General features: G+C 73.6%; 25 protein-coding genes. 17 read left to right on the top strand and 8 right to left on the bottom strand.

Annotated elements, in window-relative coordinates:
• Positions 1-45: 45 nt before the first annotated feature.
• Together BLU95_RS16900 and BLU95_RS16895 are read right to left on the bottom strand one after the other, a co-directional pair.
• Positions 46-1,266, bottom strand: coding sequence for an acetyl-CoA C-acetyltransferase (locus tag BLU95_RS16900; protein ID WP_093860755.1), 1,221 nt, complete (start codon positions 1,264-1,266; stop codon positions 46-48).
• A 62-nt stretch (positions 1,267-1,328) separates the two neighbouring features.
• Positions 1,329-2,450, bottom strand: coding sequence for an SGNH/GDSL hydrolase family protein (locus tag BLU95_RS16895; RefSeq protein WP_093860754.1), 1,122 nt, complete (start codon positions 2,448-2,450; stop codon positions 1,329-1,331).
• A 219-nt stretch (positions 2,451-2,669) separates the two neighbouring features.
• On the opposite strand from BLU95_RS16895, the gene BLU95_RS16890 reads away from it, so the two are divergent.
• The 6 genes from BLU95_RS16890 (at position 2,670) to BLU95_RS16865 (ending at position 8,599) form a co-directional block, all read left to right on the top strand.
• Positions 2,670-4,073: a cystathionine beta-synthase gene (locus BLU95_RS16890; RefSeq protein WP_093860753.1), complete on the top strand. Its 1,404-nt coding sequence runs from the start codon at positions 2,670-2,672 to the stop codon at positions 4,071-4,073.
• A gap of 504 nt (positions 4,074-4,577) precedes the next feature.
• Complete coding sequence (locus tag BLU95_RS16885) at positions 4,578-4,916, top strand: hypothetical protein (protein ID WP_093860752.1); 339 nt, start codon at positions 4,578-4,580, stop codon at positions 4,914-4,916.
• Positions 4,917-5,089: 173 nt separating this feature from the next.
• Positions 5,090-6,406, top strand: coding sequence for a L,D-transpeptidase (locus BLU95_RS16880; RefSeq protein WP_400753929.1), 1,317 nt, complete (start codon positions 5,090-5,092; stop codon positions 6,404-6,406).
• 160 nt (positions 6,407-6,566) lie between these two features.
• Positions 6,567-7,127, top strand: a complete 561-nt coding sequence (locus tag BLU95_RS16875; protein WP_231978603.1) for a SigE family RNA polymerase sigma factor — start codon at positions 6,567-6,569, stop codon at positions 7,125-7,127.
• A complete protein-coding gene (locus BLU95_RS42305; RefSeq protein ID WP_093860751.1) occupies positions 7,124-7,960 on the top strand; it encodes a hypothetical protein in 837 nt (278 codons plus the stop codon). Before BLU95_RS16875 ends, BLU95_RS42305 begins: the two co-directional genes overlap by 4 nt.
• A gap of 123 nt (positions 7,961-8,083) precedes the next feature.
• The gene (locus BLU95_RS16865) at positions 8,084-8,599 is read left to right on the top strand and encodes a DUF1203 domain-containing protein (protein WP_093860750.1); all 516 of its coding nucleotides are present in this window, start codon (positions 8,084-8,086) and stop codon (positions 8,597-8,599) included.
• 108 nt (positions 8,600-8,707) lie between these two features.
• Here the strand turns inward: BLU95_RS16865 and BLU95_RS16860 are convergent, their stop codons facing one another.
• Both BLU95_RS16860 and msrA read right to left on the bottom strand, forming a co-directional pair.
• Entirely contained in the window at positions 8,708-9,076 is a 369-nt protein-coding gene (locus tag BLU95_RS16860; RefSeq protein WP_093860749.1) for a cupin domain-containing protein, read from the bottom strand.
• 141 nt (positions 9,077-9,217) lie between these two features.
• Complete coding sequence (gene msrA, locus BLU95_RS16855; RefSeq protein WP_093864926.1) at positions 9,218-9,889, bottom strand: peptide-methionine (S)-S-oxide reductase MsrA; 672 nt, start codon at positions 9,887-9,889, stop codon at positions 9,218-9,220.
• Positions 9,890-10,021: 132 nt separating this feature from the next.
• Here msrA and BLU95_RS16850 point away from each other — a divergent pair, with 132 nt between their 5' ends.
• Positions 10,022-11,179: a cystathionine gamma-synthase gene (locus BLU95_RS16850; protein WP_093860748.1), complete on the top strand. Its 1,158-nt coding sequence runs from the start codon at positions 10,022-10,024 to the stop codon at positions 11,177-11,179.
• Positions 11,180-11,223: 44 nt separating this feature from the next.
• On the opposite strand, the gene BLU95_RS16845 is transcribed toward BLU95_RS16850, so the two are convergent.
• The gene (locus tag BLU95_RS16845; protein ID WP_093860747.1) at positions 11,224-11,703 is read right to left on the bottom strand and encodes a MarR family winged helix-turn-helix transcriptional regulator; all 480 of its coding nucleotides are present in this window, start codon (positions 11,701-11,703) and stop codon (positions 11,224-11,226) included.
• A 122-nt stretch (positions 11,704-11,825) separates the two neighbouring features.
• Here BLU95_RS16845 and ilvA point away from each other — a divergent pair, with 122 nt between their 5' ends.
• The 3 genes from ilvA (at position 11,826) to BLU95_RS16830 (ending at position 15,042) form a co-directional block, all read left to right on the top strand.
• Positions 11,826-13,037 carry a threonine ammonia-lyase gene (ilvA, locus tag BLU95_RS16840; RefSeq protein WP_093860746.1) on the top strand — a complete coding sequence of 404 codons (1,212 nt, stop codon included), beginning with the start codon at positions 11,826-11,828 and terminating at the stop codon, positions 13,035-13,037.
• 120 nt (positions 13,038-13,157) lie between these two features.
• Positions 13,158-14,183, top strand: a complete 1,026-nt coding sequence (locus BLU95_RS16835; RefSeq protein WP_231978602.1) for an ATP-binding cassette domain-containing protein — start codon at positions 13,158-13,160, stop codon at positions 14,181-14,183.
• A gap of 1 nt (position 14,184) precedes the next feature.
• Positions 14,185-15,042, top strand: coding sequence for an ABC transporter permease (locus tag BLU95_RS16830; protein ID WP_093860745.1), 858 nt, complete (start codon positions 14,185-14,187; stop codon positions 15,040-15,042).
• 137 nt (positions 15,043-15,179) lie between these two features.
• Here BLU95_RS16830 and greA read toward each other — a convergent pair whose 3' ends face one another.
• Both greA and BLU95_RS16820 read right to left on the bottom strand, forming a co-directional pair.
• The gene (greA, locus tag BLU95_RS16825) at positions 15,180-15,680 is read right to left on the bottom strand and encodes a transcription elongation factor GreA (protein ID WP_093860744.1); all 501 of its coding nucleotides are present in this window, start codon (positions 15,678-15,680) and stop codon (positions 15,180-15,182) included.
• 303 nt (positions 15,681-15,983) lie between these two features.
• On the bottom strand, positions 15,984-16,394 hold the full coding sequence (locus BLU95_RS16820) for a DUF4307 domain-containing protein (protein WP_093860743.1): 411 nt from the start codon (positions 16,392-16,394) through the stop codon (positions 15,984-15,986).
• A 239-nt stretch (positions 16,395-16,633) separates the two neighbouring features.
• Between BLU95_RS16820 and mca the strand changes: the two genes are divergently transcribed.
• The 5 genes from mca (at position 16,634) to BLU95_RS16795 (ending at position 21,719) form a co-directional block, all read left to right on the top strand.
• Positions 16,634-17,539: a mycothiol conjugate amidase Mca gene (gene mca / locus BLU95_RS16815; RefSeq protein ID WP_093860742.1), complete on the top strand. Its 906-nt coding sequence runs from the start codon at positions 16,634-16,636 to the stop codon at positions 17,537-17,539.
• Between the two features lie 49 nt (positions 17,540-17,588).
• The gene (locus BLU95_RS16810) at positions 17,589-17,780 is read left to right on the top strand and encodes a hypothetical protein (protein ID WP_030307612.1); all 192 of its coding nucleotides are present in this window, start codon (positions 17,589-17,591) and stop codon (positions 17,778-17,780) included.
• A 43-nt stretch (positions 17,781-17,823) separates the two neighbouring features.
• Positions 17,824-19,890, top strand: coding sequence for a thioredoxin domain-containing protein (locus BLU95_RS16805; protein ID WP_162497192.1), 2,067 nt, complete (start codon positions 17,824-17,826; stop codon positions 19,888-19,890).
• Between the two features lie 71 nt (positions 19,891-19,961).
• Positions 19,962-20,834 carry a GNAT family N-acetyltransferase gene (locus BLU95_RS16800; RefSeq protein WP_093860740.1) on the top strand — a complete coding sequence of 291 codons (873 nt, stop codon included), beginning with the start codon at positions 19,962-19,964 and terminating at the stop codon, positions 20,832-20,834.
• 120 nt (positions 20,835-20,954) lie between these two features.
• Entirely contained in the window at positions 20,955-21,719 is a 765-nt protein-coding gene (locus BLU95_RS16795) for a sterol desaturase family protein (protein WP_197698766.1), read from the top strand.
• A 46-nt stretch (positions 21,720-21,765) separates the two neighbouring features.
• Here BLU95_RS16795 and BLU95_RS16790 read toward each other — a convergent pair whose 3' ends face one another.
• The gene (locus tag BLU95_RS16790) at positions 21,766-22,698 is read right to left on the bottom strand and encodes a hypothetical protein (RefSeq protein ID WP_093860739.1); all 933 of its coding nucleotides are present in this window, start codon (positions 22,696-22,698) and stop codon (positions 21,766-21,768) included.
• 263 nt (positions 22,699-22,961) lie between these two features.
• Between BLU95_RS16790 and BLU95_RS16785 the strand changes: the two genes are divergently transcribed.
• Positions 22,962-23,630 carry a papain-like cysteine protease family protein gene (locus BLU95_RS16785; protein WP_093860738.1) on the top strand — a complete coding sequence of 223 codons (669 nt, stop codon included), beginning with the start codon at positions 22,962-22,964 and terminating at the stop codon, positions 23,628-23,630.
• 8 nt (positions 23,631-23,638) lie between these two features.
• Positions 23,639-24,511 (top strand): hypothetical protein, encoded by an 873-nt coding sequence (locus BLU95_RS16780; protein ID WP_093860737.1) that lies wholly within the window; start codon positions 23,639-23,641, stop codon positions 24,509-24,511.
• Positions 24,512-24,533 lie beyond the last annotated feature (22 nt).

Genomic DNA, 24,533 nt, shown 5'->3' with positions numbered 1-24,533 from the left:
ACTCCAAATGGGTGGTCTGGACCCTTCCGGGTTGACGGCGCGAGGTCAGACGAGGCGCTCCAGGACCATCGCCATGCCCTGGCCGCCGCCGACGCACATGGTCTCCAGACCGAACTGCTTGTCGTGCCACTGCAGCGAGTTGATCAGGGTGGTGGTGATCCGGGCACCGGTCATGCCGAAGGGGTGGCCGACCGCGATCGCGCCGCCGTTGACGTTCAGCCGGTCCAGGTCGACGCCGAGGTCCCGGTAGGAGGGGATCACCTGGGCGGCGAAGGCCTCGTTGATCTCGACCAGGTCGATGTCGCCGATGGACAGGCCCGCCCGCTTCAGTGCCTGCTTCGAGGCCTCGACCGGTCCGTAGCCCATGATCTCGGGGGACAGCGCGCTGACGCCGGTGGAGACCACCCGGGCGAGCGGGGTGATGCCCAGCTCGCGGGCCTTGGTGTCGGACATGATCACCAGCGCGGCGGCGCCGTCGTTCAGCGGGCAGCAGTTACCGGCGGTCACCGTGCCGTCCGGACGGAACACCGGCTTGAGCCCGGAGACGCCCTCCAGCGTGACGCCCGCGCGCGGGCCGTCGTCCGTCGAGACCACGGTGCCGTCGGGGGTGGTGACCGGGGTGATCTCGCGCTCCCAGAAGCCGGCCTTGATGGCGGCCTCGGCGAGGTTCTGCGAGCGCACGCCGAACTCGTCCTGCTCGGCGCGGGTGATGCCCTTGAGCGCGGCGAGGTTCTCGGCGGTCTGGCCCATCGCGATGTAGGCGTCCGGCAGCAGGCCGTCCTCGCGCGGGTCGTGCCACTCGCCGCCACCGGTCTCGGCCCGCAGTGCGGTGCGCGCCTGCGCCTCGTCGAACAGCGGGTTCATGGTGCCCGGCATGCCGTCCGAGGTGCCGTGGACCGACCGGGAGACGGTCTCCACGCCGGCCGAGACGAAGATGTCGCCCTCGCCGGCCTTGATCGCGTGCAGGGCCATCCGGGTGGTCTGCAGCGAGGAGGAGCAGTAGCGGGTGACGGTGGTGCCGGGCAGGTAGTCCATGCCCATCTGCACCGCCACGATCCGGGCCAGGTTGTGGCCCTGCTCGCCGCCGGGCAGGCCGCAGCCGAGCATCAGGTCGTCGATCTCGCGCGGGTCGAGCTCCGGCACCTTGGCCAGCGCGGCCCGGATGACGTGCGCGGTCAGGTCGTCCGGGCGGACGTCCTTCAGGGAGCCCTTGAAGGCCCGGCCGATCGGCGAACGGGTGGCGCTGACGATGACGGCTTCGGGCATGGCGGGCTCCTCGCTGAGTGGCGGCGGACAGGCGTCCGGGAGGAAAGTTACCGTCTGGTAGCTCAGTCGTCACCCGCCCCGGTGTGTGAGCTGGCCGACGTGTTGCCGGGGGTCGGACCGGGGCCCCCGGACAGGCCTCCGGCAACCCCCTCGGACGGCGCGCCCACCGGTTCCCCGGCGGCCCAGGAGCCCGGCAGGCCGACCCGGATCCGGTGGCGCAGCAGCGCCCAGCGTCCGGCCGCGCCGTCCGCGCCGCCGACCGCCTCCACCTCGCTGCCGGCCCGGTCGGCCGCGGCCGCCGCGGCCACCGCCACCGGCAGCACCGCCTCGCCGGGGACCGGCCCGTCGCCCGCCTCCTCCTGCGGCCAGAGGTCCAGTGCGGCGCAGACCGAGGGCAGCACGGCCATCGCGGCTGTCGCGTAGCCCTGGGCGGACGGGTGGTAGCGGTCGGCGGCGAACATCTCCGGCCTGGCGGCGAACTCCGGGCCGAGCAGCGAGCCGAGCGAGACCGTCCGCCCGCCCGCCTCCACCACCGCGATGGTCTGCGCGGCGGCCAGCTGGCGGCTGACCCGGCGGGCCACCCAGCGCAGCGGCGGCCGGACCGGCTTGATGGTCCCGAGGTCCGGACAGGTGCCGACCACCACTTCGCAGCCGGCGGCGCGCAGCGCCGCCACCGTTTCGCCGAGCTGGCGCACCGCGAGCTGGGCCGGGCTGTGCCGGGTGACGTCATTGGCGCCGATCATGATCACGGCGATGTCCGGGCGGCACGACAGGGCCTGCTCCAGCTGGCCGGCCAGATCGGCGGAGCGGCCGCCCGAGAACGCCACGTTCACCAGTCGGACCGGGCGCTCGGCGACCGAGGCGAGGCCCGCGGCGAGCAGTGCTCCCGGGGTCTCCCGGGCCCGCAGCACGCCCAGGCCGGCCGCGGTGGAGTCGCCCAGGAAGGCCAGGACCAACGGCGGCTGCGGCGCGGCCGCGCTGTCGGCGAAGGCCTCGCCGTAGACGCCGTCGGCCCTCGGCGGGTCGCCGTCCAGGATGCCGATGGCCTGGACGGCCAGCTTGCTCTCGGTCAGCAGCAGGCCGACCAGGCCCACCCCCAGGACCCCGAGCCCGCCGCCGCCGTACGCCGCCGCGGTGGCGATCCGCCGGGCCACCCGGGCCCGCGACTGCTGTGTTCCTGGCACCCCGTGCCCCCTTCGCGTCCTCGTGCCACCCCGACGGGTGCCGTTCCCGATGCGTGTACACCCCTAGTACCCGCCCGGGGCGCCGCCTACGACGGCGGTGGGCCGTTCGTGGTGCGCACGGGCCCTCCGGGGCGCCCGGTACGGCCGCAGGGCCTCTCTTTCGGCCCTAGGCTTGCGGTACCGACAGCACTCGTATGCCCACACACCGGGAGGACCCCCGTGCGGTACCACAATTCGATCATCGACCTGGTCGGCAACACGCCGCTGGTCAAGCTGAACAAGGTCGCCGAGGGGATCAGTGCCACCGTGCTCGCCAAGGTCGAGTACTTCAACCCCGGCGGCTCGGTGAAGGACCGCATCGCCATGCGGATGATCGAGGCCGCCGAGGCCTCGGGCGCCCTCAAGCCCGGCGGCACCATCGTCGAGCCGACCTCCGGCAACACCGGTGTCGGTCTGGCGATCGTGGCCCAGCAGAAGGGCTACAAGTGCATCTTCGTCTGTCCGGACAAGGTGTCCACCGACAAGATCAACACGCTGCGCGCCTACGGCGCCGAGGTGGTCGTCTGCCCGACCGCCGTGGCCCCCGAGCACCCGGACTCCTACTACAACGTGTCCGACCGCCTGGTCCGGGAGACCCCGAACGCCTGGAAGCCGGACCAGTACTCCAACCCGGACAACCCGGCCTCGCACTTCCACTCCACCGGTCCGGAGCTGTGGGAGCAGACCGGGGGCCGGATCACCCACTTCGTGGCGGGCGTCGGCACCGGCGGCACCATCTCCGGCACCGGCAACTACCTGAAGGAGGTCTCCGGCGGCAAGGTCAAGGTGATCGGCGCCGACCCGGAGGGCTCGGTCTACTCGGGCGGCACCGGCCGGCCGTACCTGGTCGAGGGCGTCGGTGAGGACTTCTGGCCGACCGCCTACGACCGCGAGGTCGCCGACGGCATCGTCGCCGTCTCCGACAAGGACTCCTTCCAGATGACCCGCCGCCTGGCCAAGGAGGAGGGCCTGCTGGTCGGCGGCTCCTGCGGCATGGCGGTCGTCGCCGCGCTGGAGGTGGCGCGCGGGCTCGGCCCGGACGACGTCGTCGTGGTGCTGCTGCCGGACGGCGGCCGCGGCTACCTCTCGAAGATCTTCAACGACGACTGGATGGCCGACTACGGCTTCCTGCCGTCCGCCACCGACGAGGCGCACATCGGCGAGGTGCTGGCCCGCAAGGACGCCATCGAGCACGAGGGCATCCCGCAGTTCGTCCACATGCACCCCAACGAGACCGTCGCCGAGGCGGTCCGGGTGCTGCGCGAGTACGGCGTCTCGCAGATGCCGGTGGTCTCGCCGGGCGCCGGCCACCCGGACATCATGGCGGGCGAGGTGATCGGCTCGGTGGCGGAGAAGCTGCTGCTGGAGGGCGTCTTCGCGGGCGAGATCCAGCTGACCGACACGCTGGACAAGGTCATGTCCAAGCCGCTGCCGGTGGTCGGCTCGGGCGAGACCGTCACCAACCTGATGACGGTGCTGGAGAAGGCCGACGCCGCGGTGGTGCTGGTGGAGGGCAAGCCGCAGGGCATCGTCACCCGTCAGGACCTGCTCGGCTTCCTGGCCGGCAGCCGCACCGGCCACTGAGCCCGGCCGTGCGCCGGTCCGCGGTCAGCCGCCGCCCCCGACCCGGTGGCTGGTGAACCGTACGGCGCCGGTTCCGTTTCCGGGCGAACCGGTACACCGGCGTCATCTCCGTGCAGCACGGGCTTAACACGACTGCGGCATGGTTGTGCACACGGCAAGACGCCGAACGGGACGACAACGACCGGCCGGGAGCGGCTCCCCGGCGGCACGGTCCGTCCCGGGCACGACGGTCGGTCCTGACCCGGCCGGGTGTCCCTGTCCGCGGAGACGCCGTCGTCCCGCCCCTGCCCGGCCCCGGCCGGCTGCCAGGGTGAGGCGGCTCCCGGACGTCCGCGCCGCTCGGCGCGTCCGCACGGCTCCCGGGTGGGGGAGTCGGGCGGAAGCGGTGGGGCCGGTCCCTCCTTCGAGGAGGGGCCGGCCCCGCTGCTTCTCTCGGGTCCCTTCCGGCGGTCTCCCGGCATTCTCCGGCGCCTCCCGGCTGGCGGGATCCCGTAGTCTCGGCGCATGACCAGCACTGACACGACCGGCCAGGACAGCCCGCGCTACGTCCGGCTCAGCATCGAGCTCATCGCCGAGATCACCGACGAGGGCGCCCTCAAGGCGGCGGCCCTCGAGCAGGTGACCGCGGACGAGTACCTGGACGACGAGGAGCGCGCGCAGTCCGTCGAGGCCATCGAGGTGGACCCGGCGGGTTCGCTCGCCCACTTCATCGACCCGGTGGCGCTGCTCGGCGACGTCCCGGGTGTCGAGCTCGCCTCGGCGACCTGGGAGTCGGCGAACACCGACTTCGACCCCGAGGACGGGGACTGGGACGAGTACGCGGTGGAGGAGGCGGCCGAGTAGGGCACGCCCCCGACGTCCGACGAAAGCCCGGCCTGCCGTCCGCAGGCCGGGCTTTTTGTCCATATTTGGCACTTGGTTTCGTCTTCTCATACGATCGCAAGCCGTTGGTGTTGGAACCGTGAACGTACGGATTGCGTTTTTGTATCCGTAATGCCCGGATGAAGCAGTAGGGAGTGGGCGACGTGACGGCACGGGACGGTCAGGGCCGGTCGGCCGCGAGCAGCTGGAGCCGGCGCGGCGTACTCGCCGGTCTGGTCGGTGCCCCGGTACTGCTGCTGGCGGCCTGCAACGACACCAAGGGCACGGACAGCGGCGCGGGCACCGGAACGACGGGCGCCGGTGGCACCGGCGGTTCCGGCGGTTCCGGTTCCGGCGGCGGACAGCCGACGGCGAGCGCCACCAGCACCCCGAAGACCTCCGTCGCCGTGATCACCGTCACCCCGGCCGACGGCACCACCTCGGCCGGCTTCAGCGATCCGGTCCGGGTCGCCGTCGCGGGCGGCACCCTCACCTCGGTCAAGGTCGCCGACTCCACCGGCAAGGCGCTGACCGGCGCGCTGTCCGACGACGGCACCGTCTGGACCTCCGCCGCCTCCCCGGCCAGCGGCACCAAGTACACGGTGACCGCCGCCGCCGTCGACAAGGACAAGCTGGAGGCGGACGCCAACGCCGTCTTCACCACCGCGACGCCGGCCAACACCTTCGTGGGCTACTTCACCCCCGAGGACGGCTCGGTGGTCGGTGTCGGCATGCCGGTCTCGATCAACTTCAGCAAGCCGGTCACCGACCGCAAGGCCGTCCAGCAGGCCATCACCGTGGTGGCCGAACCGGGCGTCGAGATCGTCGGGCACTGGTTCTCCAGCACCCGCCTCGACTTCCGCCCGCAGGAGTACTGGGCCAAGGGCACCAAGGTCACCGTCAAGCTCCGGCTCAAGGACGTCCAGGGCGCCAAGGGCGTCTACGGCACCCAGTCCAAGGACGTCCGCTTCACCGTCGGCCGGGCCCAGACCAGCGTCGCCGACCTCGCCACCAAGAAGCTCACCGTCACCACCGACGGCCAGGTCAGCGCCGTCTACGCGATCTCCGGCGGCTCGCCCGAGTTCCGCACCTGGGGCGGGAAGATGGTGATCACCGAGCAGTACCAGCAGACCCGGATGAACTCCCAGACCGTCGGCCTGGGCAGCGAGTACGACATCCCGGACGTGCCGCACGCCCAGCGCCTCTCCACCTCCGGCACCTTCATCCACGGCAACTACTGGTCGCCCGCCTCGACCTTCGGCAGCCAGAACACCAGCCACGGCTGCGTCGGCCTGCGCGACGTCAAGGGCGGCCAGGACGCCAACGCGGACGGCTACAAGTTCTTCAAGAGCTCGATGGTCGGCGACGTGGTCGAGGTCACCAACTCCGGGGACAAGACCGTCCTCCCGTCCAACGGCCTCAACGGCTGGAACATGGGCTGGGCCGAGTGGAAGGCCGGCAGCGCGGTCTGACGGCCCGGGCGCCGCGGGCGTCACCTGCGGCACGGGCGTCACCTGCGGCACGGCCGTCACCGGCGCCCCGGGGTGCCCCGGTCGCGCGGGGGCTCCCTCCCGCGCGAATTCCCGCCCGTGCGGACAGAACCCCGCCCGCCCCCCGAGGAGTCAGGGGGGTGTGAAACGCGAGCAGAGGGAGCGCCTGGACGCCGAGTTCAGCGTGTTCGTGGTCGGCATCGGGCCACGGCTGATCAGGCTGGCCGAGCTGCTGACCGGTGATCCGCACCGGGCCGGGGACATCGTGCAGTCCGCGCTGGAACGCGCCTACCTGCACTGGCCCAGGATCACCGCGAACGCCGACGACCCGGCCGCCTACGTGCGGCGGATCGTCGTCAACCAGCACCGCGACTGGTGGCGGCGGACGCGCAACCGCGAGCTGCCCACCGCCCACGCCCCCGACCGGCCGGTGCCGGCGGACTTCGCCGAGCAGCAGGCCCAGCGGGCACTGCTGCGCCAGGCGCTGGCCGCCCTCACCCGGCGCGAGCGGGCGGTCGTGGTGCTGCGGTACTACGGGGACCTGAGTGAGGCCGAGACCGCCGCCGAACTGGGCATCGCGCCCGGGACGGTCAAGTCCACGCTGCACCGGGCGCTGTCGAAGCTGCGCGCACGGCCCGAACTCGCCGACCGCACCGGCGGTCCGGCGGGCCACGACCCGAGCGACATCGAGGTGGCGGTATGAACGGCGGCACGGAATTCGAGGAGCGGCTCGGCGAACTGCTGACCCGCGAGGACACGGCCTGGGGGGCGGGGCGACCCGAACCGGCGGCGGTCATCGCCGGGGCGCGGCGCCGCCGGGCCCGGCGGCGGCTGGGCACCGGGGCGGCCGCGCTGGCGGTCGCCCTGGTCTGCGGGGGGACGGCGCTGACCGTCGGCGACCCCCGGCCGGCCGGCGGCGCGACGGGCGCGGCCGGGGCGGCGGTCACGACGACGGCCGCCGTGCTGCCCGGCGCGGCCCCCGCGGCGTCGGCGGTGCCGGCCGCCACCGGGGCCGGGGCGCAGCCGGACTCCCCGGTCCAGCTGGTGGAGCCCGGCAAGCGGCTCACGATCGCCGAGGGCTACCGGATGGGCGTCACCGCGACCGGATCCTGCGTCGAGAGGTGGGAGCAGGCCACCGGATCGTGGGAGCAGCCGTTCGGCTGCCGCGACACCACCAGCGACAACCTCGACCACAGCCGGCCCACCATCGGGGCGCAGAGCCTCGGGGACGGTGAGCGGACCGTGGTGACCGGCCTGTACCTGGGCCCGGCGGCGGCCCGGGTCATGGTCGAGCTCAACGGTGTCCAGGTCCTCGCCACCCTGGTCACCACCACGGAGCCGAACGGCTGGAGTGCCTACTACGCGGTGGTTCCCGGGGCCGCCCGTTCCTCCTCCGGACCGGCCGGACCCGACGCCGCCCCCTCGGTCGCGGCCTGGGCCGCCGACGGGACGCGGCTCGCGGACCTGATCGCTCCGCGCCGGTCCGACCCCTGGGCCACCGCGGGCGGCGGCACGGGCGCACCGGCGGCAGGCTGACGGGGCCGGCAGGACTGACGGCGCCGACGGGACTGACGGGACTGACGGGGCCGGTGGAACGCGGTCGAACGCGAGGGCCGAAAACCGCCGGACTCCCGGGGGCGGCGGCGGGAGGGTGGAGGCATGACGACCTCCACTCCTCCCGCTCCGCCCGCCCCGTCCGTCCTGACCGTCCGGGCGATCGACCCGGCCGTGCACCGCTCCCTGCTGGTGCGCGACGACGCCGGCCGCCCGCCGGTCCGCTCGGTCGACGTGACCGGCGGAGCCCCGCTGCGCTGCTGCCTGGCCCGGGCCGGGGCCGGGGAGCGGATCGCCCTGCTGAGCTACGCGCCGCTGCGGCGCTGGGCCGCGGAGACCGGGGCCGAGCCCGGCCCGTACGAGGAACTCGGCCCGGTGTTCGTGCACGACGGCCCGTGCGCGGGCCCGGCGACCGGGCAGGGCTGGCCGGAGGGCTTCCACGGCGGGCAGCGGGTGCTGCGGGCCTACGACCGGCGCGGGCACATCCTCGGCGGCGCCGTGGTGCTGCCGGAGGCCGCCGAGGCGGGCGCGGCGGTGCTGCTCGCCGACCCGGAGGTGGCCGTGGTGCACGTCCGGGCGGTGGAGTTCGGGTGCTTCATGCACGAGGTCCGGCGGGGCTGACCATCCCCGCGCGAGGTCCGGCGGGGCTGGCCACCACCCCCGCGCGAGGTCCGGCGGGGCCGACCCCTGCCGGGCCGGGTCGGCCGGGGGCCGTGCCGGCCGGGGTGCTCACGAGCGCTTGGCGTAGTCCCCGTAGCCCTGCCAGTCCAGGACGACCGCCGACTCGTCGCCGACCACCCAGGCGTCGTGGCCGGGCGGGCAGACCATGAAGTCGCCTGGGCCGAACTCGCTCTCCTCGCCGTCGTCCATGACGATCCTCAGCCGCCCCGAGATCATGTAGCCGACGTGCGCGGCCTGGCAGCTGTCCGTCTTCGCGATCGGCTTGACGTGCCGGGACCACTGCCAGCCGGGCCGGAACACCGCCCGCCCGACGCCCCCGGCGTCCAGGTGGACCAGGCGCAGCTCGCCGGTGTCCGCCTCGAACGGGCGGACCTCCTCGGCATCGGTGTCGAAGTTCCTGCGGATGAGACCGGCCATGGGGTGCTCCTCGGGTCTCCTCGGGACAGGAGCGGCCGCACCACCGGGGCGGATGGTGCGGCCGCCCTCCTGGTCCCTCCAGTCTGCGCCCGTCGGGCCCGGGGCGGAACCCCCGGCGGACCAGGGGCGGACCCCGGAGGATCAGCCCTGGGTACCCGTGCTGGCCACCCCGATCGGGCAGCTGGCGCCGGTGCCGCCCAGACCGCAGTAGCCGTTCGGGTTCTTGGCGTCCGAGAGGTACTGCTGGTGGTACGGCTCGGCCGGGAAGAACGGGCCGGCCGGGGCGATCTCGGTGGTGATCGGGCCGAGGCCGAGCGCCGTCAGCGCCGGCTGGAAGGCGTCCCGGGTGGCGGTCGCGGTGGCCGCCTGGGCGGGGGAGTGGGTGTAGACCGCGGAGCGGTACTGGGTGCCCACGTCGTTGCCCTGGCGGTTGCCCTGGGTCGGGTCGTGCGCCTCCCAGAAGGTCTTCAGCAGCCGCTCGTAGGAGATCACCGCCGGGTCGAAGACCACCCGCACCGCCTCGGTGTGCCCGGTCAGGCCGCTGCACACCTCCTCGTACGTCGGGTTCGGGGTGTGGCCGCCCTGGTAGCCGACCAGCGTCGTCCAGACTCCGGGCAGCCGCCAGAACGTCCGCTCGGCGCCCCAGAAGCAGCCCAGTCCCAGGTCCGCGACCTCGAGCCCCTCGGGGTACGGCCCGGTCAGCGGGTGGCCGAGGACGGTGTGCGGATCGCGCAGCGTGAAGCCGGGGGCCGCCCGGCCGGGAAGAGCCTGGTCGGCGGGGACGAGCGAGGTCTTGTGGCGGTTGAACAGCACGGCCTGCTCCAACGGGTTCGACAGGGGTTGCGGAGGTTCCAACACCGTCGCCCGCCCGGGGATTCCGGACAGTCCCCGGCGGCCGGGCGCCTTCCGGGCGGCAGCCGGGCGTTCGCCGACTACGCTCGGAGCATGACCGAGCACCAGCTTCCCCAGGGCTTCGAGACTCTCGCCATCCACGCGGGTCAGGAAGCAGACCCCCAGACCGGGGCCGTCGTCACGCCGATCTACCAGGTGTCCACCTACAAGCAGGACGGGGTGGGCGGCCTGCGGGGCGGCTACGAGTACAGCCGCAGCGCCAACCCGACCCGCACCGCGCTGGAGGAGTGCCTGGCCGCGCTGGAGGGCGGCTCCCGCGGGCTCGCCTTCGCCTCCGGCCTGGCCGCCGAGGACACGCTCCTGCGGACGATCCTCAAGCCGGGCGACCACATCGTGATCCCCAACGACGCCTACGGCGGCACCTTCCGGCTCTTCGCCAAGGTGCTGACCCGCTGGGGCGTCGAGTTCTCCGTGGCCAACACCCAGGACCTGTCCACGGTCCGCGACGCACTGCGCCCCAACACCCGCGCGGTCTGGGTGGAGACCCCGTCCAACCCGCTGCTGGGCATCACCGACCTGGCCGCGCTGGCCGAGATCGCGCACGGCGCCGGCGCGCTGCTGGTCGTCGACAACACCTTCGCCAGCCCGTACCTGCAGCAGCCGATCGCGCTGGGCGCCGACGTGGTCGTGCACTCGACCACCAAGTACATGGGCGGCCACTCCGACGTGGTCGGCGGCGCCCTGGTGATCGCCGAGGCCGGCCTGGCCGAGGAGGTCGCCTACCACCAGAACGCGATGGGCGCGGTCTCCGGCCCGTTCGACGCCTGGCTGGTGCTGCGCGGAATCAAGACCCTGGGCGTCCGGATGGACCGGCACAGCTCGAACGCGGAGAAGGTCGCCGAGCTGCTGGCCGGCCACCCCAAGGTCAGCCAGGTGCTGTACCCGGGCCTGCCCGAGCACCCCGGCCACGACATCGCCGCCAAGCAGATGAAGGCCTTCGGCGGCATGGTGTCGTTCCGGGTGAACGGCGGCGAGGAGGCGGCGGTCGAGGTCTGCAACCGGGCCGAGCTGTTCACCCTCGGTGAGTCGCTGGGCGGTGTGGAGTCGCTGATCGAGCACCCGGGCCGGATGACCCACGCGTCGGTGGCCGGTTCGGCGCTCGAGGTGCCGGCCGACCTGGTGCGGGTCTCCGTCGGCATCGAGTCGATCGACGACCTGCTGGCCGATCTCCAGCAGGCGCTGGGCAAGTAGCGCCTCCCGGTCGCCGGTCGCCGGTCGCCGGTCGTCCGGCCTCGCTAGGCGCCCTGCCGGCCCGCCGAGTACGACTCCATCGAGTGGTTGAAGCGGGCCAGCAGGGCGCAGAAGACCTGCTGCTCCTCGGGCGGCCAGTCGGCGACCAGCTGACGTGTCAACTCCGTCCGCCCCGCCCGGACTTCGGCCAGCCGGTCGGCGCCGAGCGGGGTCAGGGCGAGCCGGACGGCACGTCGGTCGGCCGGGTCCTGCACCCGGCCGACCAGGCCCGCCGCGACCAGCGGGGCGACCTGCCGGGTGACGGTGGAGGAGTCGACCCCCAGCGCGTCGGCCAGGGCCTTGACGTTGGCGGGGCCGAGCCGTTCCAGCCGCTCCAGCAGCAGGTAGGCGGCCCGGACCAGGGCGGCCACTCCGTCGGATCCGCGGACCTGCTCCATTCTGCGGGCGAACAGCGCCAGCTGGTACTGGAGTTGCGTGTGCACGGGGTCGGTGAGGTCGGAGGCCAGGGGCGAGGTCGTCGTCATCGCGGCTCACGATCGTCATGCGGTGAGAGAGGCTCAGAAGCAGCAGCGTACGCGGGCCGGGCGGGCCCGGGAACAGGGCCGACGTCCCCGGACGGGACGCCGGAGAGCCCTAGGCTGCTGTCATGCACAGCTGGCCGATCACCCTCGACGATGTCCGCGGCGCCCAGAAGATGCTCGCCGGGGTGGCCCGGACGACGCCGATGGAGGGCAGTCGCCACCTTTCCGCGCTGGTGGGCGCTCCGGTCCACCTGAAGTGCGAGAACCTCCAGCGCACCGGCTCGTTCAAACTGCGCGGGGCGTACGTCCGGATCGCGGGCCTCTCGCCGGTGCAGCGGGCGGGCGGGGTGGTCGCGGCCAGCGCCGGCAACCACGCCCAGGGGGTGGCGCTGGCGGCCTCGCTGCTCGGCGTGCGCTCCACCGTCTTCATGCCGCTGGCCGCGCCGCTGCCCAAGGTGGCGGCGACCAGGGAGTACGGCGCCGAGGTGCGGCTGCACGGGACGACCGTGGACGAGGCGCTGCACGCCGCGCAGCGGTACGCGGAGGCGAGCGGGTCGGTGTTCATCCACCCGTTCGACCACCGGGACATCGTGATCGGCCAGGCCACGGTCGGACTGGAGATCCTGGAGCAGTGCCCCGAGGTGCGGACCGTGCTGGTCGGGGTGGGCGGCGGCGGTCTGCTGGCCGGGATCGCGGCGGCGGTCAAGCCGCTGCGGCCGGACGTCCGGGTGGTGGGGGTGCAGGCGGCGGCCGCCGCCGCGTACCCGCCCTCGCTGGCGGCGGGCCGTCCGGTCTCGCTGGAGCGGTTCGCCACCATGGCCGACGGGATCATGGTGGGCCGGCCCGGGGACGTGCCGTTCGAGATCGTCAACACCCTGGCGGACGGGGTCCGCACGGTGTCCGAGGACTCGCTGTCCCGGGCGCTGCTGCTCGGTCTCGAGCGGCTGAAGCTGGTGGTGGAGCCGGCCGGGGCGGCGCCGATCGCGGCCCTGCTGGAGCGGCCGGAGTCCTTCGAGGGGCCGGTGGTGGCGGTGCTGTCCGGCGGCAACATCGATCCGCAGCTGATGCAGCGGGTGCTGCGGCACGGCCTGGCGGCCGCAGGCCGGTACCTCTCGCTGCGGGTGCGGCTGGCGGACCGCCCGGGGGCGCTGGCGGGCCTGCTCGGAGTGCTGACCGAGGTCGACGCCAACGTGCTGGACGTGGCGCACGTGCGGGTCGACCCCCGGCTGGGGCTGACCGAGGTGGAGGTGGACCTTCATCTGGAGACCAAGGGCCCGGAGCACTGCGCGGCGGTGCTCGGCGAGCTGCGGGACGCGGGGTTCGTGGTCTCCGCGTAGGAGCGGGGGGCTCCGGAGTCGCTGGCCCACCGGGATCGGGGGCAGAGTGGGACAGACCACATGTTGTCCCGCGCAGTCGTCCCCGCCCTTCCGTCCCTCCCGAGGAGATGAGACAGGCCCATGGCGCCAGCCATCCAAGCCGAGAACCTGGTGAAGACCTTCGGCGACGTACGAGCCCTGGACGGCGTCAGCCTCGACGTCCCCGAGGGCACGGTGCTCGGGCTGCTCGGCCCGAACGGCGCCGGCAAGACCACCACCGTGCGCGTCCTCACCACCCTGCTCCAGCCCGACTCCGGCCGTGCCACGGTGGCCGGCGTCGACGTCCTCAAGCACCCGAACCGGGTCCGCAGCCTGATCGGCCTCTCCGGCCAGTACGCCGCGGTCGACGAGTACCTCACCGGCTTCGAGAACCTCCAGATGGTCGGCGAGCTCTACCAGATGCCGGTCCGCGCGGCGAAGGCCAGGGCGCTGGAACTGCTGGAGTGGTTCAACCTCACCGAGGCCAAGGACCGCATCGCCAAGACCTACTCCGGCGGTATGCGCCGCCGCCTCGACCTGGCCGCCGCCCTGGTGGTCCGGCCGCCGGTGATGTTCCTGGACGAGCCCACCACCGGTCTCGACCCCCGCAACCGGCTCGCCCTGTGGGAGGTCATCGAGACCCTCGTCGAGCAGGGCACCACGCTGCTGCTCACCACCCAGTACCTGGAGGAGGCCGACCGCCTCGCCCACGACATCGCCGTGGTCGACCACGGCCGGGTGATCGCCCGGGGCACTGCCGACCAGCTCAAGGCGCAGATCGGCGGCGAGCGGATCGAGGTCGTGGTGCACCGGGCCGATCTGGTCGGCGAGGCGGTGGCCGCGCTGTCCGGCTACGCGCTGGGCGAGCCGGCGCTGGAGAAGAACACCCGCCGGATCACCGTCCCGGTCAGCGGCGGCGCCCGGGTGCTCGCGGACGTGATCCGCGAGCTGGACGCCCGTTCGATCGAGATCGACGACATCGGCCTGCGCCGGCCGACGCTGGACGACGTCTTCCTCTCGCTCACCGGCCACCACACCGAGGCCGACCAGGAGGAGGGCGGCGGCAAGGGCCGCGCCTCCGGCTCCGGCGCGGACGAACGGGCCGTGCCGGCCGGGAAGGAGCGCTGAGATGACCAGTGCCACCGAGCACGCCATCGGCGGGGCGGTGCCCAAGCAGCGCCGGGGCGTGGCCGCCGTGCTGCACGACTCGTGGGTGGTCGCCAAGCGGAACCTGCGCCGGATGACCCGGATCCCCGAGATCGTGGTGTTCGGGCTGATGCAGCCGGTGATGTTCGTCCTGCTGTTCTCGTACGTCATGGGCGGCGCGATCCAGATCCCCGGGACGGAGTCCAGCTCCTCGACGTACATCCAGTTCCTGATGGCCGGCATCTTCGCCCAGACCGTCACCTTCGCGGTGGCGGGGGCCTCGGCCGGCATCGCCGAGGACATGTCCAAGGGGCTGGTGGACCGGTTCCGCTCACTGCCGATGACCCGCTCGTCGGTGCTGGTCGGCCGCACCCTGGCGGACCTCTGCCAGACCGCCTTCACCCTGGTGGTGCTCGCGGTGGTGGCGCTGCTGGTCGGCTGGCGGATCCACCACGGGTTCTGGTCCGCGCTGGGCGCGTTCGGGCTGCTGCTCCTGCTCGGCTACGCGTTCTCCTGGATCGGGGCGCTGATCGGCCTCTCGGTGCGCAGTCCGGAGGCGGCCACCTCGGCCGGGCTGATCTGGCTGTTCCCGCTGACCTTCATCTCCAACGCCTTCGTACCGGTCAGCTCGATGCCGGGCTGGCTGCAGGCGATCGCCTACTGGAACCCGTTCAGCGCAACCGTGCAGGCCTGCCGCAACCTCTTCGGCAACCAGGTCGGGCCGGTGGACGACGTCTGGCCGATGCAGCACGCGGAGCTGATGTCGGTGCTCTGGTCGCTGGTGATCATCGCGGTGTTCTCCTGGCTCTCGGTGCGCAAGTACCGCTCGGCCGCGGGCTGAGCGGGCCGGGCCGGCAGCGGGGGCGGACGGGCCCGGTGCCGAGGGGCGGGCCGGGCCCGGACACGGACGCGCGAAGGGCGGCCGCGGCAGATGCCGCGGCCGCCCTTCGCATGTCCGCCGGAGCGGCGGAGGGAGGATCAGCCGGTGTAGGGCTTGACCTCGATGATCTTGACCATGGCCTGCTTGCCGTTCGGCAGCTCGTACGTCGCTTCGTCGCCGATGGTCTTGGCGTCGATGGCGCGGCCCAGCGGGGACTGCGGCGAGTAGATCTCCAGGTCGTCGTCGCCGGCGACCTCGCGCGAACCCAGCAGGAACTTCATGGTGTCGTCCACGTCGCCGTCGAAGGCGACCGTGACGACCATGCCCGGCGCGACCACGCCCGAGTCGGCCGGGGCCTCGCCGACCTTGGCGCGCTCCAGGAGCTGGGTGAGCTGGCGGATCCGCAGCTCGTACTTGCCCTGCTCCTCCTTGGCCGCGTGGTAGCCGGCGTTCTCCTTGAGGTCGCCCTCCTCACGCGCGGCCTCGATCTTCTGCGCGATCTCGATCCGCCAGGGGCCGGTCAGGTGATCCAGTTCGGCCTTGAGCTGGTCGTAGCCGGACTGAGTGAGCCAGGTCACGTTCTCGCTGGTCTGGGTCACGGGGGCTCCTCGTAGGTGCTGGGGCTGTGCTGAGGGTGTGAGTCGTCAGCGCGTAGGTGGGTGCTGATAACGGTCTTAACTACAAAGCAACGCCCGCTCCCGTACCAGCTGGTGCGGAAGGGGCGAAACCACGAGCCTAACAACTCCTGCCGACAATCGGGAGGGTCGTTGGCGCGTCATTGACGGCGGCGTTGCGCCGGGATGTACAGGACCGGTGCGCGGGACTCCCCTACGGATGCCCGCCCGCCCGGGTGAATATGCGCCGACCAGCAGGGCGGCCGCCACCGAATTCCCGGGCGGGTGTCACGCGGGCGTGCAGCCCAGCAGCTCGGCGGTGGTGCCGCGGGCGGTGGTCCGCAGGCTGACCACCGCGTCGTAGCCGGTGCCCGCCGCCGGGACGGGGAAGTCGGCGACCCCGACCACCGCGCCGTCCTCGCCCTGCGAGCGGACGGTGCAGCTGCCGGCCGTGCCCTCGCTCTTGCGCACCGCCAGGTGCAACTGGAGCTCGCTGTCCGAGACCGCCTGGAAGGTCGGCACGGTGCCGTTGATCCGGGTCTCCCGGATCAGGTACGAGCTGCCCAGCCAGGCGATCAGGCCCAGCGCCAGCACCCCGCAGACCGCGCCGATCACCTTGAGCCGGCGGTCGGTCTCGCGGTCGCCGCGCCGCCCGTAGCGCCCCTCGGGGAGCTGCGGGGTCCGGGTGCCAGCACTCATGGGGCTCAGTCCTCTCGTGGGGAGGAGGCCGCGCGGGTGGTGCGGGGGAATGCGGGGCTCCTCCAGTCCGTCACTATAGGAGGGGCACGCCCGCGGCCGGTCCGGCGGGGGCGGGGCTCGGCCGTGTCGCGCCGTACGCCGCGGCCGGTCCCGCGGTGACGCGGCCCCGAGAGCGGCTCGGACGACGGGCGGACCGGACAACGCGGGACGCCCGGACATTTGTGGAAGGAACGCACGCGTTGACTGAGCAGTTGCGACTGATGGCGGTGCACGCACACCCGGACGACGAGTCCAGCAAGGGCGCGGCGACCATGGCCATGTACGTCGACCAGGGGGTGGACGTGCTGGTGGCCACCTGCACCGGGGGGGAACGCGGTTCGGTCCTCAACCCGAAGCTGCAGGGCAAGCCGGAGATCGAGGAGAACATCCACGAGGTACGGCGCAAGGAGATGGACGAGGCCCGCGCGATCCTCGGGATCAAGCAGGCCTGGCTGGGCTTCGTCGACTCGGGCCTGCCCGAGGGCGACCCGCTGCCCCCGCTGCCCGAGGGCTGCTTCGGCCTCCAGGACGTCAAGGAGGCGGCCGAACCCCTCGTCCGCCTGATCCGGGAGTTCAAGCCGCAGGTCGTCACGACCTACGACGAGAACGGCGGCTACCCGCACCCCGACCACATCATGACCCACAAGATCACCATGGCGGCCTTCGACGCCGCCGGGGACCCGGACGCCTATCCCGAGGCCGGCGAGCCCTGGCAGCCGCTGAAGCTCTACTACAACCACGGCTTCCCGATGGGCCGGATCCGCGCCCTGCACAAGTACCTCAGCGAGAACGGCCACGAGTCCCCCTACGGCGAGTGGATCGCCGGCTGGGAGAAGAGCGGCCGCAAGGAGCGCGAGATCACCACCCGGGTCCGCTGCGACGACTGGTTCGAGACCCGGGACCGCGCGCTGATCGCGCACGCCACCCAGATCGACCCGGACGGCCCGTGGTTCCGGGTGCCGCTGGAGGTCCAGCGCGAGGTGTGGCCCACCGAGGACTACGAGCTCGCCCGTACCCTGGTCGACGTGGACCTGCCGGAGGACGACCTGTTCGCCGGTCTGCGTACCCCCAGCCTGACGGCCGAGTCGGCCGACACGCGGGACTGAAGCACCCCCCGACGGCCCGGCTCCCCGTGAGCCGGGCCACCATAGAGATATGAGTGCCCCCGTGAACCTCACCCACCTCGCCGCCGAGCTCGCCGTCGACGACGCCAAGGTCACCCCCGGCCTGCTGGGCTTCGTCGTCTTCGCCGCCCTCGGCGTGGCCACCTGGTTCCTGGCCAAGTCGATGAACCGCCAGTTCAAGAAGGTCGACTTCGCCGAGGAGCCGGAGGCCCCGAAGGAGTGAGGTCCTGCCCCCTTCCCGGGCGCCGATGCGCAAGGATGGGGGCATGCCGAACCGCCTCGCCGACGCCACCTCGCCGTACCTGCAGCAGCACGCCGACAACCCGGTCGACTGGTGGCCGTGGGGACCGGAGGCCTTCGCCGAGGCGGAGCGCCGCGGCGTACCGGTCCTGCTGAGCGTCGGGTACGCCGCCTGCCACTGGTGCCATGTGATGGCCCACGAGTCCTTCGAGGACGACGGCACGGCGGCGTACCTCAACGAGCGCTTCGTCGCCGTCAAGGTCGACCGGGAGGAGCGGCCGGACGTCGACGCCGTCTACATGGAGGCGGTCCAGGCGGCGACCGGGCAGGGCGGCTGGCCGATGACCGTCTTCCTGACGCCCGAGAAGGAGCCGTTCTACTTCGGCACCTACTTCCCGCCGGAGCCCAGGCACGGCATGCCCTCGTTCCGGCAGGTGCTGGAGGGCGTGCACGCGGCCTGGCGGGACCGGCGGGACGAGGTCGGCGAGGTCGCCGGGCGGATCCGGGCCGACCTGGCCGAGCGGGCCTCCGTCTACGCGGTCGGCAGCGGGGTGCACACGCCGCCCGGGGAGGCCGGGCTGCACGAGGCGCTGGTCGGGCTCGGCCGTGACTTCGACGAGCGGCACGGCGGCTTCGGCGGGGCGCCGAAGTTCCCGCCGGCCATGGTGATCGAGTACCTGCTGCGCCACCACGCCAGGACCGGGTCCGCGGCGGCGCTGGAGATGGCCGTCCGCACCGGCGAGGCGATGGCCCGCGGCGGCATCCACGACCAGCTCGGCGGCGGTTTCTCCCGGTACGCGGTGGACGCCCGCTGGGTGGTACCGCACTTCGAGAAGATGCTCTACGACAACGCGCTGCTGCTCCGCGCGTACCTGCACCTGTGGCGGGCCACCGGCTCCCCGCTGGCCTGCCGGACGGCGCTCTCCACCGCGGACTTCCTGCTGCGCGAACTGCGCACCCCCGAGGGCGCGTTCGCCTCCGCGCTGGACGCCGACAGCCTCGACGAGGAGACCGGCGCCAGCAGCGAGGGCGCCTACTACGTCTGGGAGCCGGGCCAGTTGGTCGACCTGCTCGGTCCGGCCGACGCGGCCACCGCCGCCCGGCTGTTCTCCGTCACCGCCGAGGGCACCTTCGAGCACGGCACCTCCGTGCTCCAGCTCCTCGCCGACCCCGAGGACCACGCCGAGTACGAGGCGATCCGGGCGCGCCTGCTGGCGGCCCGCGCGGAGCGACCGGCGCCCGCCCGGGACGACAAGGTGGTCGCCGCCTGGAACGGCCTGGCGATCGCCGCCCTCGCCGAGACCGGCGCCCTGCTGGACCGGCCCGACCTCGTCGCCGCCGCCGAACGCGCCGCCGATCTGCTGCTCGCCGTCCACCTCACCCCCGACGGCCGGCTGCTGCGCACCTCCCGCGACGGCCGACCCGGCGCCAACGCGGGTGTGCTGGAGGACTACGCCGACACCGCCGAGGGCTTCCTCGCGCTGTACGCCGTCACCGGCGAGGCGGAGTGGCTCCAGCTGGCCGGCGGGCTGCTCGACACCGTGCTCAAGCACTTCGCCGACGAGTCGACCGGCGCCCTCTACGACACCGCCGACGACGCCGAGGAGCTGATCCGGCGTCCGCAGGACCCGACCGACAACGCGACCCCGTCCGGCTGGACCGCCGCCGCCAACGCGCTGCTCGGCTACGCCGCCTACACCGGCTCGGAGCGCCACCGGACCGCCGCCGAGCGGGCGCTCGGCATCGTCGGGGCGCTGGCCCCGCGCGCGCCCCGGTTCGTCGGCTGGGGCCTGGCCGCCGCCGAGGCACTGGCCGACGGGCCGCGCGAGGTCGCGGTGATCGGCCCGGCCGGCGACCCGGCGACGGTCGCGCTGCACCGGACCGCGCTGCTGGGCACCGCTCCCGGAGCGGTGGTCGCGTTCGGGGAACCGGGCGCGGGCAGCGACGACGTCCCGCTGCTGGCCGGCCGGCCGCTGGTCGACGGCGCGCCCGCCGCGTACGTCTGCCGCCACTTCACCTGCGACGCCCCCACCACCGACCCGGCCGTCCTCGCGGACCGGCTGGGCGTGCTTCAGGACGTGCCCGGCGAGTAGGGGAGCGGCCGCGTACGAGCGGCAGCGGAAATGCGGTGGTGGGAGGCGCGGGAGCCGGGGGAGGATGGGACATGCCCTGGACCATCAGCAGCTCCCTCGACGACTTCCGCGCCCGGGCCGGCGGGTTCCTCGCCGCGCACCCGGCCGAGAACACCGTCCTGCTCACGATCACCGACCGGCTGACGGCGCGCGGCCCGCACTACTACGGCGACGGCGTGCCGGTGTTCGGCTGGTGGAGCGCCGAGCCGGCCGGGCCGGTCGCCGGTGCCTTCCTGCGGACGCCGCCGTTCACCCCGCGGCTGGGGCTGATGCCGGAATCTGCCGCAGCCGAACTGGCCGCCGAGCTGGCCGCCGAGCCGGCCGCCGGGCCGGCCCGGTCCGCGGCGCTCACCGGAGTGGCCGGCGGTGCGCGCGCGACGCTGGCCTTCGGGGCCGCCTGGGCCGGGGCCACCGGCGCCACGAGCACCGTCAGGACGAACGAACGGCTCTACCGGCTGGGCGAGTTGACCGATCCGCCGCGTCCGCCGTCCGGCCGGGCCCGGCTCGCCGGAGCGGACGACCGTGAGCTGCTGATCCGCTGGTTCGGCGAGTTCGCCGACGAGGTGGACATCCGGATTCCCAACCTCGCGACGGTGGTGGACGACCGGACCGCCGCCGGCCAGCTGCACCTCTGGGAGGACGGCGGGCGGCCGGTCGCGGTGGCGGGGGCCAGCGCGGTGATCGCCGGGATGTCGCGGATCGGCCCCGTCTACACCCCGGCCGACGCCCGGGGCCGGGGCTACGCCAGCGGCGTCACGGCGGCCGCCTCGGCCGCCGCCCTCGCCCGGGGGGCGGCCGAGGTGCTGCTCTACACCGACCTCGCCAATCCGACCAGCAACTCGATCTACCAGCAGATCGGTTACCGGCCGGTGGAGGACTGCGTGGAGCTGGCCTTCGGCGACTGAGGCCCGCCGGTGGGCGGCGGGCGGAGGCCGGTCGCGGGGTCCGGTCGCGGGGTCCGGGAACCACCGGTGCCGGGGAGGCGTCGGACCGGTGGGGGCAGGGCGGGCGGAGGGGGCGCGACGGTGGACGCGGTACTGGCACGGGCGGCCCGGCTGGGGCCGCTGGAGGTGGCGGTCGGAGCGCTGGCCGGCAACCTCGCGCTGTTCGCGGTGGCGCTGCTGGCCGGGGGCTGGCTGGTCCGCCGCTTCGGCGACCGGCGGCTGACCCCGGCCCCCGCGCCTCCGGACCGCCGGGAACGGCTGCTGACGGTGGTCGCCGTGCTGCTCAACTCGGCCCTGGGGCTAGCTGGCTGGCTACTGTGGCGGGCCGACCTGATCCGGCTCACCGCGGACACCGGACCGCGGGCGCTGGCCGATCTGCTGCTGTTCTCGCTGGTGATGGACGCGCTGATGTACGGCGGCCACTGGCTGGCCCACCGCCGCCGGCTCTACCGGCTGGCGCACGAACTCCACCACGCCTACCCGGACCCGCGCCCGGCCACCCTCTTCGTGCTGCACCCGTTGGAGGTGCTGGGCTTCGGCGGGGCGTGGATCGCGGTGCTCTGCCTCTGGCCGGGGATGTCGGCGGCGGCGCTGGCGGGCTACATCGGCGTCAATCTGGTCTTCGGCCTGCTCGGGCACCTGGGGGTGGAGCCGTTCCCGGTCCGGGTCCGGCGGCTGGCGGTGTTCCGCTGGGTGGCGCTGCCGATGTTCCATGTCGGCCACCACCGGGACCCCTCGGTCAACCTGGGCTTCTACACCACGGTCTGGGACCGGGTGTTCGGTACCGTCGACCCCGGCTACGACGCCCGCCGGCTGGCGGCGGACCCCGGGCGGTACGACCGGTAGCCGGCCGGACTGTCGGCCGGAACGGCCGCGGCCGGCGCCACACGCCCTACTCCCAGTCCCAGCTGATGCCCAGGATGCAGGGCCGCAGGGCGGTCGCGACCAGGTGGACGCAGTGGTGGCCGTCGAGGGTCAGCTCCTCGGTCTCGTAGGGCCGTTCGGCGGGGGAGCGGCGGGCGAAGCGGTGGCAGCGGACCGGCAGCGCCGCCGGGTGGAAGGTGACCTGGAGGACGTACTGGCCGGCGCCCGAGTTGAAGCCCCGGACGTACTCGCAGCTGGGGGTGGGGGACAGGGCGTCGTCGAAGCCGTAGCCGAGCAGATGGGTGTCGCCCGCGCGCAGTCGCCGGTCCAGCAGGAGTTCGGCGACCAGCAGGTCGTGCGCCTGGTCGCGGCGGATGCGGCCGGGGCGGCAGTTCTCCTCGGCGCGCACCCCGACCCGGGTGATGTCGCTGCCGGGGTCGCCCTGGTGGATGGCGAGGTAGCGGTCGATCCCGTCGCGGTGGGCGCGCAGGGCGTGCTGGGAGTCGCGGCGCAGCAGTTGGCGGTCGGGGCCGATCCGGATCCGCTCGATGTGGGTGATGGTGTGCAGGCCGGTGTCGCGCGGGCTGGACAGCTCGGTGAGCAGGTCGTCGACGGCGGTGGCCGGGCTGATGAGGTCGCGGTAGGGGCGGACGGGCGGGCCGGCCGGCTCGGCGGGTGCGCCGCGCCGGGGGCCCAGCAGTCTGGTGAGGGAGTGCGCGGGGAGGTCCAGGACCCGCTCCAACTCTCTTACGGCACGCAGCGACTCCGGCCGCTCGGGGCGGCGGTGGCCCTGCTGCCAGTAGCTGAGGCTGGTGACCCCGATGTGGACGCCGCGCAGCGCGAGGTGGTCGCGGACCCGGTGCAGGGCGAGGCCCCGGACGGCGATGGCGGTGCGCAGGGCGAGGTGGAACGGGCCGGTCCGCAGCGCGGTGGCGAGGTCGGGGTGGTCGGTCCGCTGCATGCGGCCTCCTCGGGTGGCGGACGGGGCGGGCCCGGTCGGTCGTGAATATTCACATGTGGAGGGGGGTTTGTCACCGGTCGGGGCGTGACTGGCAGGGGTTCCCGGGCCGGCGTTCACAACGGGGCGGGTGCGTTCACACCCGGCGGACGGGGCGCCGAGAGGCGTTGACCGGCCATGTCAACAGCGCGATGCTCGGTGGCGCGATCCGGACCGCACCCCCACACCTCTCGACTCCTCTGCCTGTCGCAAGGAGGAAATCCCCCATGTCAGTCGCACGGACACGCCTGCGCCGCACCGTCTCGGTGCTCGCACTCGGCGTCCTCGGCCCGGCGCTCAGCGTCGCGGCCGTCACCCCGGCCCAGGCCACCCCCACGGCCTCGTCCGCCTCCGTCCAGAACCGGGCCCAGCGGGTGCAGCCCGCCGCCACGGGTGCCACGGCCGATCTGGCCGGCACCTTCAAGAAGCTCAACATCACCATGCAGCAGCAACAGCAGAGCAACTGGTGCTGGGCGGCGAGCGGCAACACCATCGCCACCTGGTACGGCTACACCTACAGCCAGAACCAGTTCTGCAACGCCGCGTTCGGCCGTTCGACCAACTCGAGCTGCCCCAACAGCCAGGCCACGCTGGGCGATGTGCAGAACGGCCTGAGCTGGGTCGGCATCAACCCGGGCTCCTACGTCACCGGCTATCTGCGCTACAGCACGGTGCAGACCGAGGTGAACGCCAACCGGCCGATCGAGACCAGGATCCAGTGGAGTTCCGGCGGCGGCCACATGCACGTGGTCTACGGGTTCGACACCTCCAACAACTGGGTCTACTGGGGCGACCCGTGGCCGTCCAACACCCGTTACAACTGGGCGGACTACAACTACTACGTGTCGAACGGCACGTTCTCCTGGACCCACTCCCTGTACCGGATCGGCGCGTGAGGGGCGACATGAGCAGCATGCGTGATGCCGCGGCCGTCCGCGGCGCGACGGTCGTCCTGCTGGCCGCCGGCCTCGGCCTGGCCCTCGCCCCGGCCGCCTCCGCGGCCGGACCCGGCGGGGTGCCCGAGCCGGTGCCCGCGGCGGAGCTGGCCCAGGCCCGCGGCACGGTGCAGAGTCCGGCGGTGCTGGACCAGGTGGGCCGGTTCTTCGCCCGCAAGGGTGCCCCGTCGACCGGGCAGCTCACGGTCGGGGCGGCCGAGGAGGCGTCGGGCGCGGTCGCGGCCGCGCCCAGGCTGGCCGGTGACACCGTGCCGGTCTACCTGCTGGACGCGGACTTCGTGTCCGGCTCGCCGGGCGCCCCGGTGGCCCGGGCCGAGTTCACCGCGAGCAAGGTGGTCGCGGCGGACGGCCAGGTCGCCTCGGTCTGGACGGTCAAGCAGAACGGCGGCTGGCGGGTCGTCAACATCGCCACCGGCGGCGACGAGAGCGACTACGCGGCGCGGGCGGCGGCCGGCGGTGGCGGTACGGCCTTCCGCGAGCCGCAGATCAACGCCTGGTACGTGCTGCGGGACGGCCGGGTGCTGCCGCTGGACGACGAGGCGCGCCGCTCGGTGGGCGAGGCCGGGGTGAGCCTGGCCGCGTACCAGGGGCTGGTCCGGCAGCGGTACGGCGACAAGCTGCCCGGCTCGGCCTACGACCGGGCGGGCAAGGGCGGCGGCTACGAGCCCGGCGCCCAGCGGGCCGCCGGTACGTCGGTGAACGGCGGCAGCGCGTTGCCGGCCGTGACGGCGGTCGCGGCCCTGGGCGTCACCGCGCTCGCGGGCGCGGGCCTGGCGCTGCGGCGGCGGGCGGTGGTGCGCCCGGCGGATCCGCGCGGGTAGCGGATCGGCCCGGACGGCGGAC

Origin of the sequence: Streptomyces sp. TLI_053, from assembly GCF_900105395.1 — a bacterium.
Taxonomy (GTDB): Bacteria; Actinomycetota; Actinomycetes; order Streptomycetales; family Streptomycetaceae; genus Kitasatospora.
Note: the sequence above shows the minus strand (reverse complement) of the source record. Positions and strands in the feature narration are given on the sequence as shown.

What these genes read in the sequence shown, in the direction of transcription:
- BLU95_RS16780 (WP_093860737.1), top strand. Translation starts at nt 23,639, where the DNA reads ATGAGCAGCATGCGTGATGCCGCGGCCGTCCGCGGCGCGACGGTCGTC.
- BLU95_RS16790 (WP_093860739.1), bottom strand. Translation starts at nt 22,698, where the DNA reads ATGCAGCGGACCGACCACCCCGACCTCGCCACCGCGCTGCGGACCGGC.
- BLU95_RS16785 (WP_093860738.1), top strand. Translation starts at nt 22,962, where the DNA reads ATGTCAGTCGCACGGACACGCCTGCGCCGCACCGTCTCGGTGCTCGCA.
- BLU95_RS16885 (WP_093860752.1), top strand. Translation starts at nt 4,578, where the DNA reads ATGACCAGCACTGACACGACCGGCCAGGACAGCCCGCGCTACGTCCGG.
- BLU95_RS16835 (WP_231978602.1), top strand. Translation starts at nt 13,158, where the DNA reads ATGGCGCCAGCCATCCAAGCCGAGAACCTGGTGAAGACCTTCGGCGAC.
- BLU95_RS16800 (WP_093860740.1), top strand. Translation starts at nt 19,962, where the DNA reads ATGCCCTGGACCATCAGCAGCTCCCTCGACGACTTCCGCGCCCGGGCC.
- BLU95_RS16845 (WP_093860747.1), bottom strand. Translation starts at nt 11,703, where the DNA reads ATGACGACGACCTCGCCCCTGGCCTCCGACCTCACCGACCCCGTGCAC.
- BLU95_RS42305 (WP_093860751.1), top strand. Translation starts at nt 7,124, where the DNA reads ATGAACGGCGGCACGGAATTCGAGGAGCGGCTCGGCGAACTGCTGACC.
- BLU95_RS16810 (WP_030307612.1), top strand. Translation starts at nt 17,589, where the DNA reads ATGAGTGCCCCCGTGAACCTCACCCACCTCGCCGCCGAGCTCGCCGTC.
- BLU95_RS16820 (WP_093860743.1), bottom strand. Translation starts at nt 16,394, where the DNA reads ATGAGTGCTGGCACCCGGACCCCGCAGCTCCCCGAGGGGCGCTACGGG.
- BLU95_RS16830 (WP_093860745.1), top strand. Translation starts at nt 14,185, where the DNA reads ATGACCAGTGCCACCGAGCACGCCATCGGCGGGGCGGTGCCCAAGCAG.
- BLU95_RS16805 (WP_162497192.1), top strand. Translation starts at nt 17,824, where the DNA reads ATGCCGAACCGCCTCGCCGACGCCACCTCGCCGTACCTGCAGCAGCAC.
- BLU95_RS16850 (WP_093860748.1), top strand. Translation starts at nt 10,022, where the DNA reads ATGACCGAGCACCAGCTTCCCCAGGGCTTCGAGACTCTCGCCATCCAC.
- BLU95_RS16865 (WP_093860750.1), top strand. Translation starts at nt 8,084, where the DNA reads ATGACGACCTCCACTCCTCCCGCTCCGCCCGCCCCGTCCGTCCTGACC.
- ilvA (WP_093860746.1), top strand. Translation starts at nt 11,826, where the DNA reads ATGCACAGCTGGCCGATCACCCTCGACGATGTCCGCGGCGCCCAGAAG.
- BLU95_RS16900 (WP_093860755.1), bottom strand. Translation starts at nt 1,266, where the DNA reads ATGCCCGAAGCCGTCATCGTCAGCGCCACCCGTTCGCCGATCGGCCGG.
- BLU95_RS16860 (WP_093860749.1), bottom strand. Translation starts at nt 9,076, where the DNA reads ATGGCCGGTCTCATCCGCAGGAACTTCGACACCGATGCCGAGGAGGTC.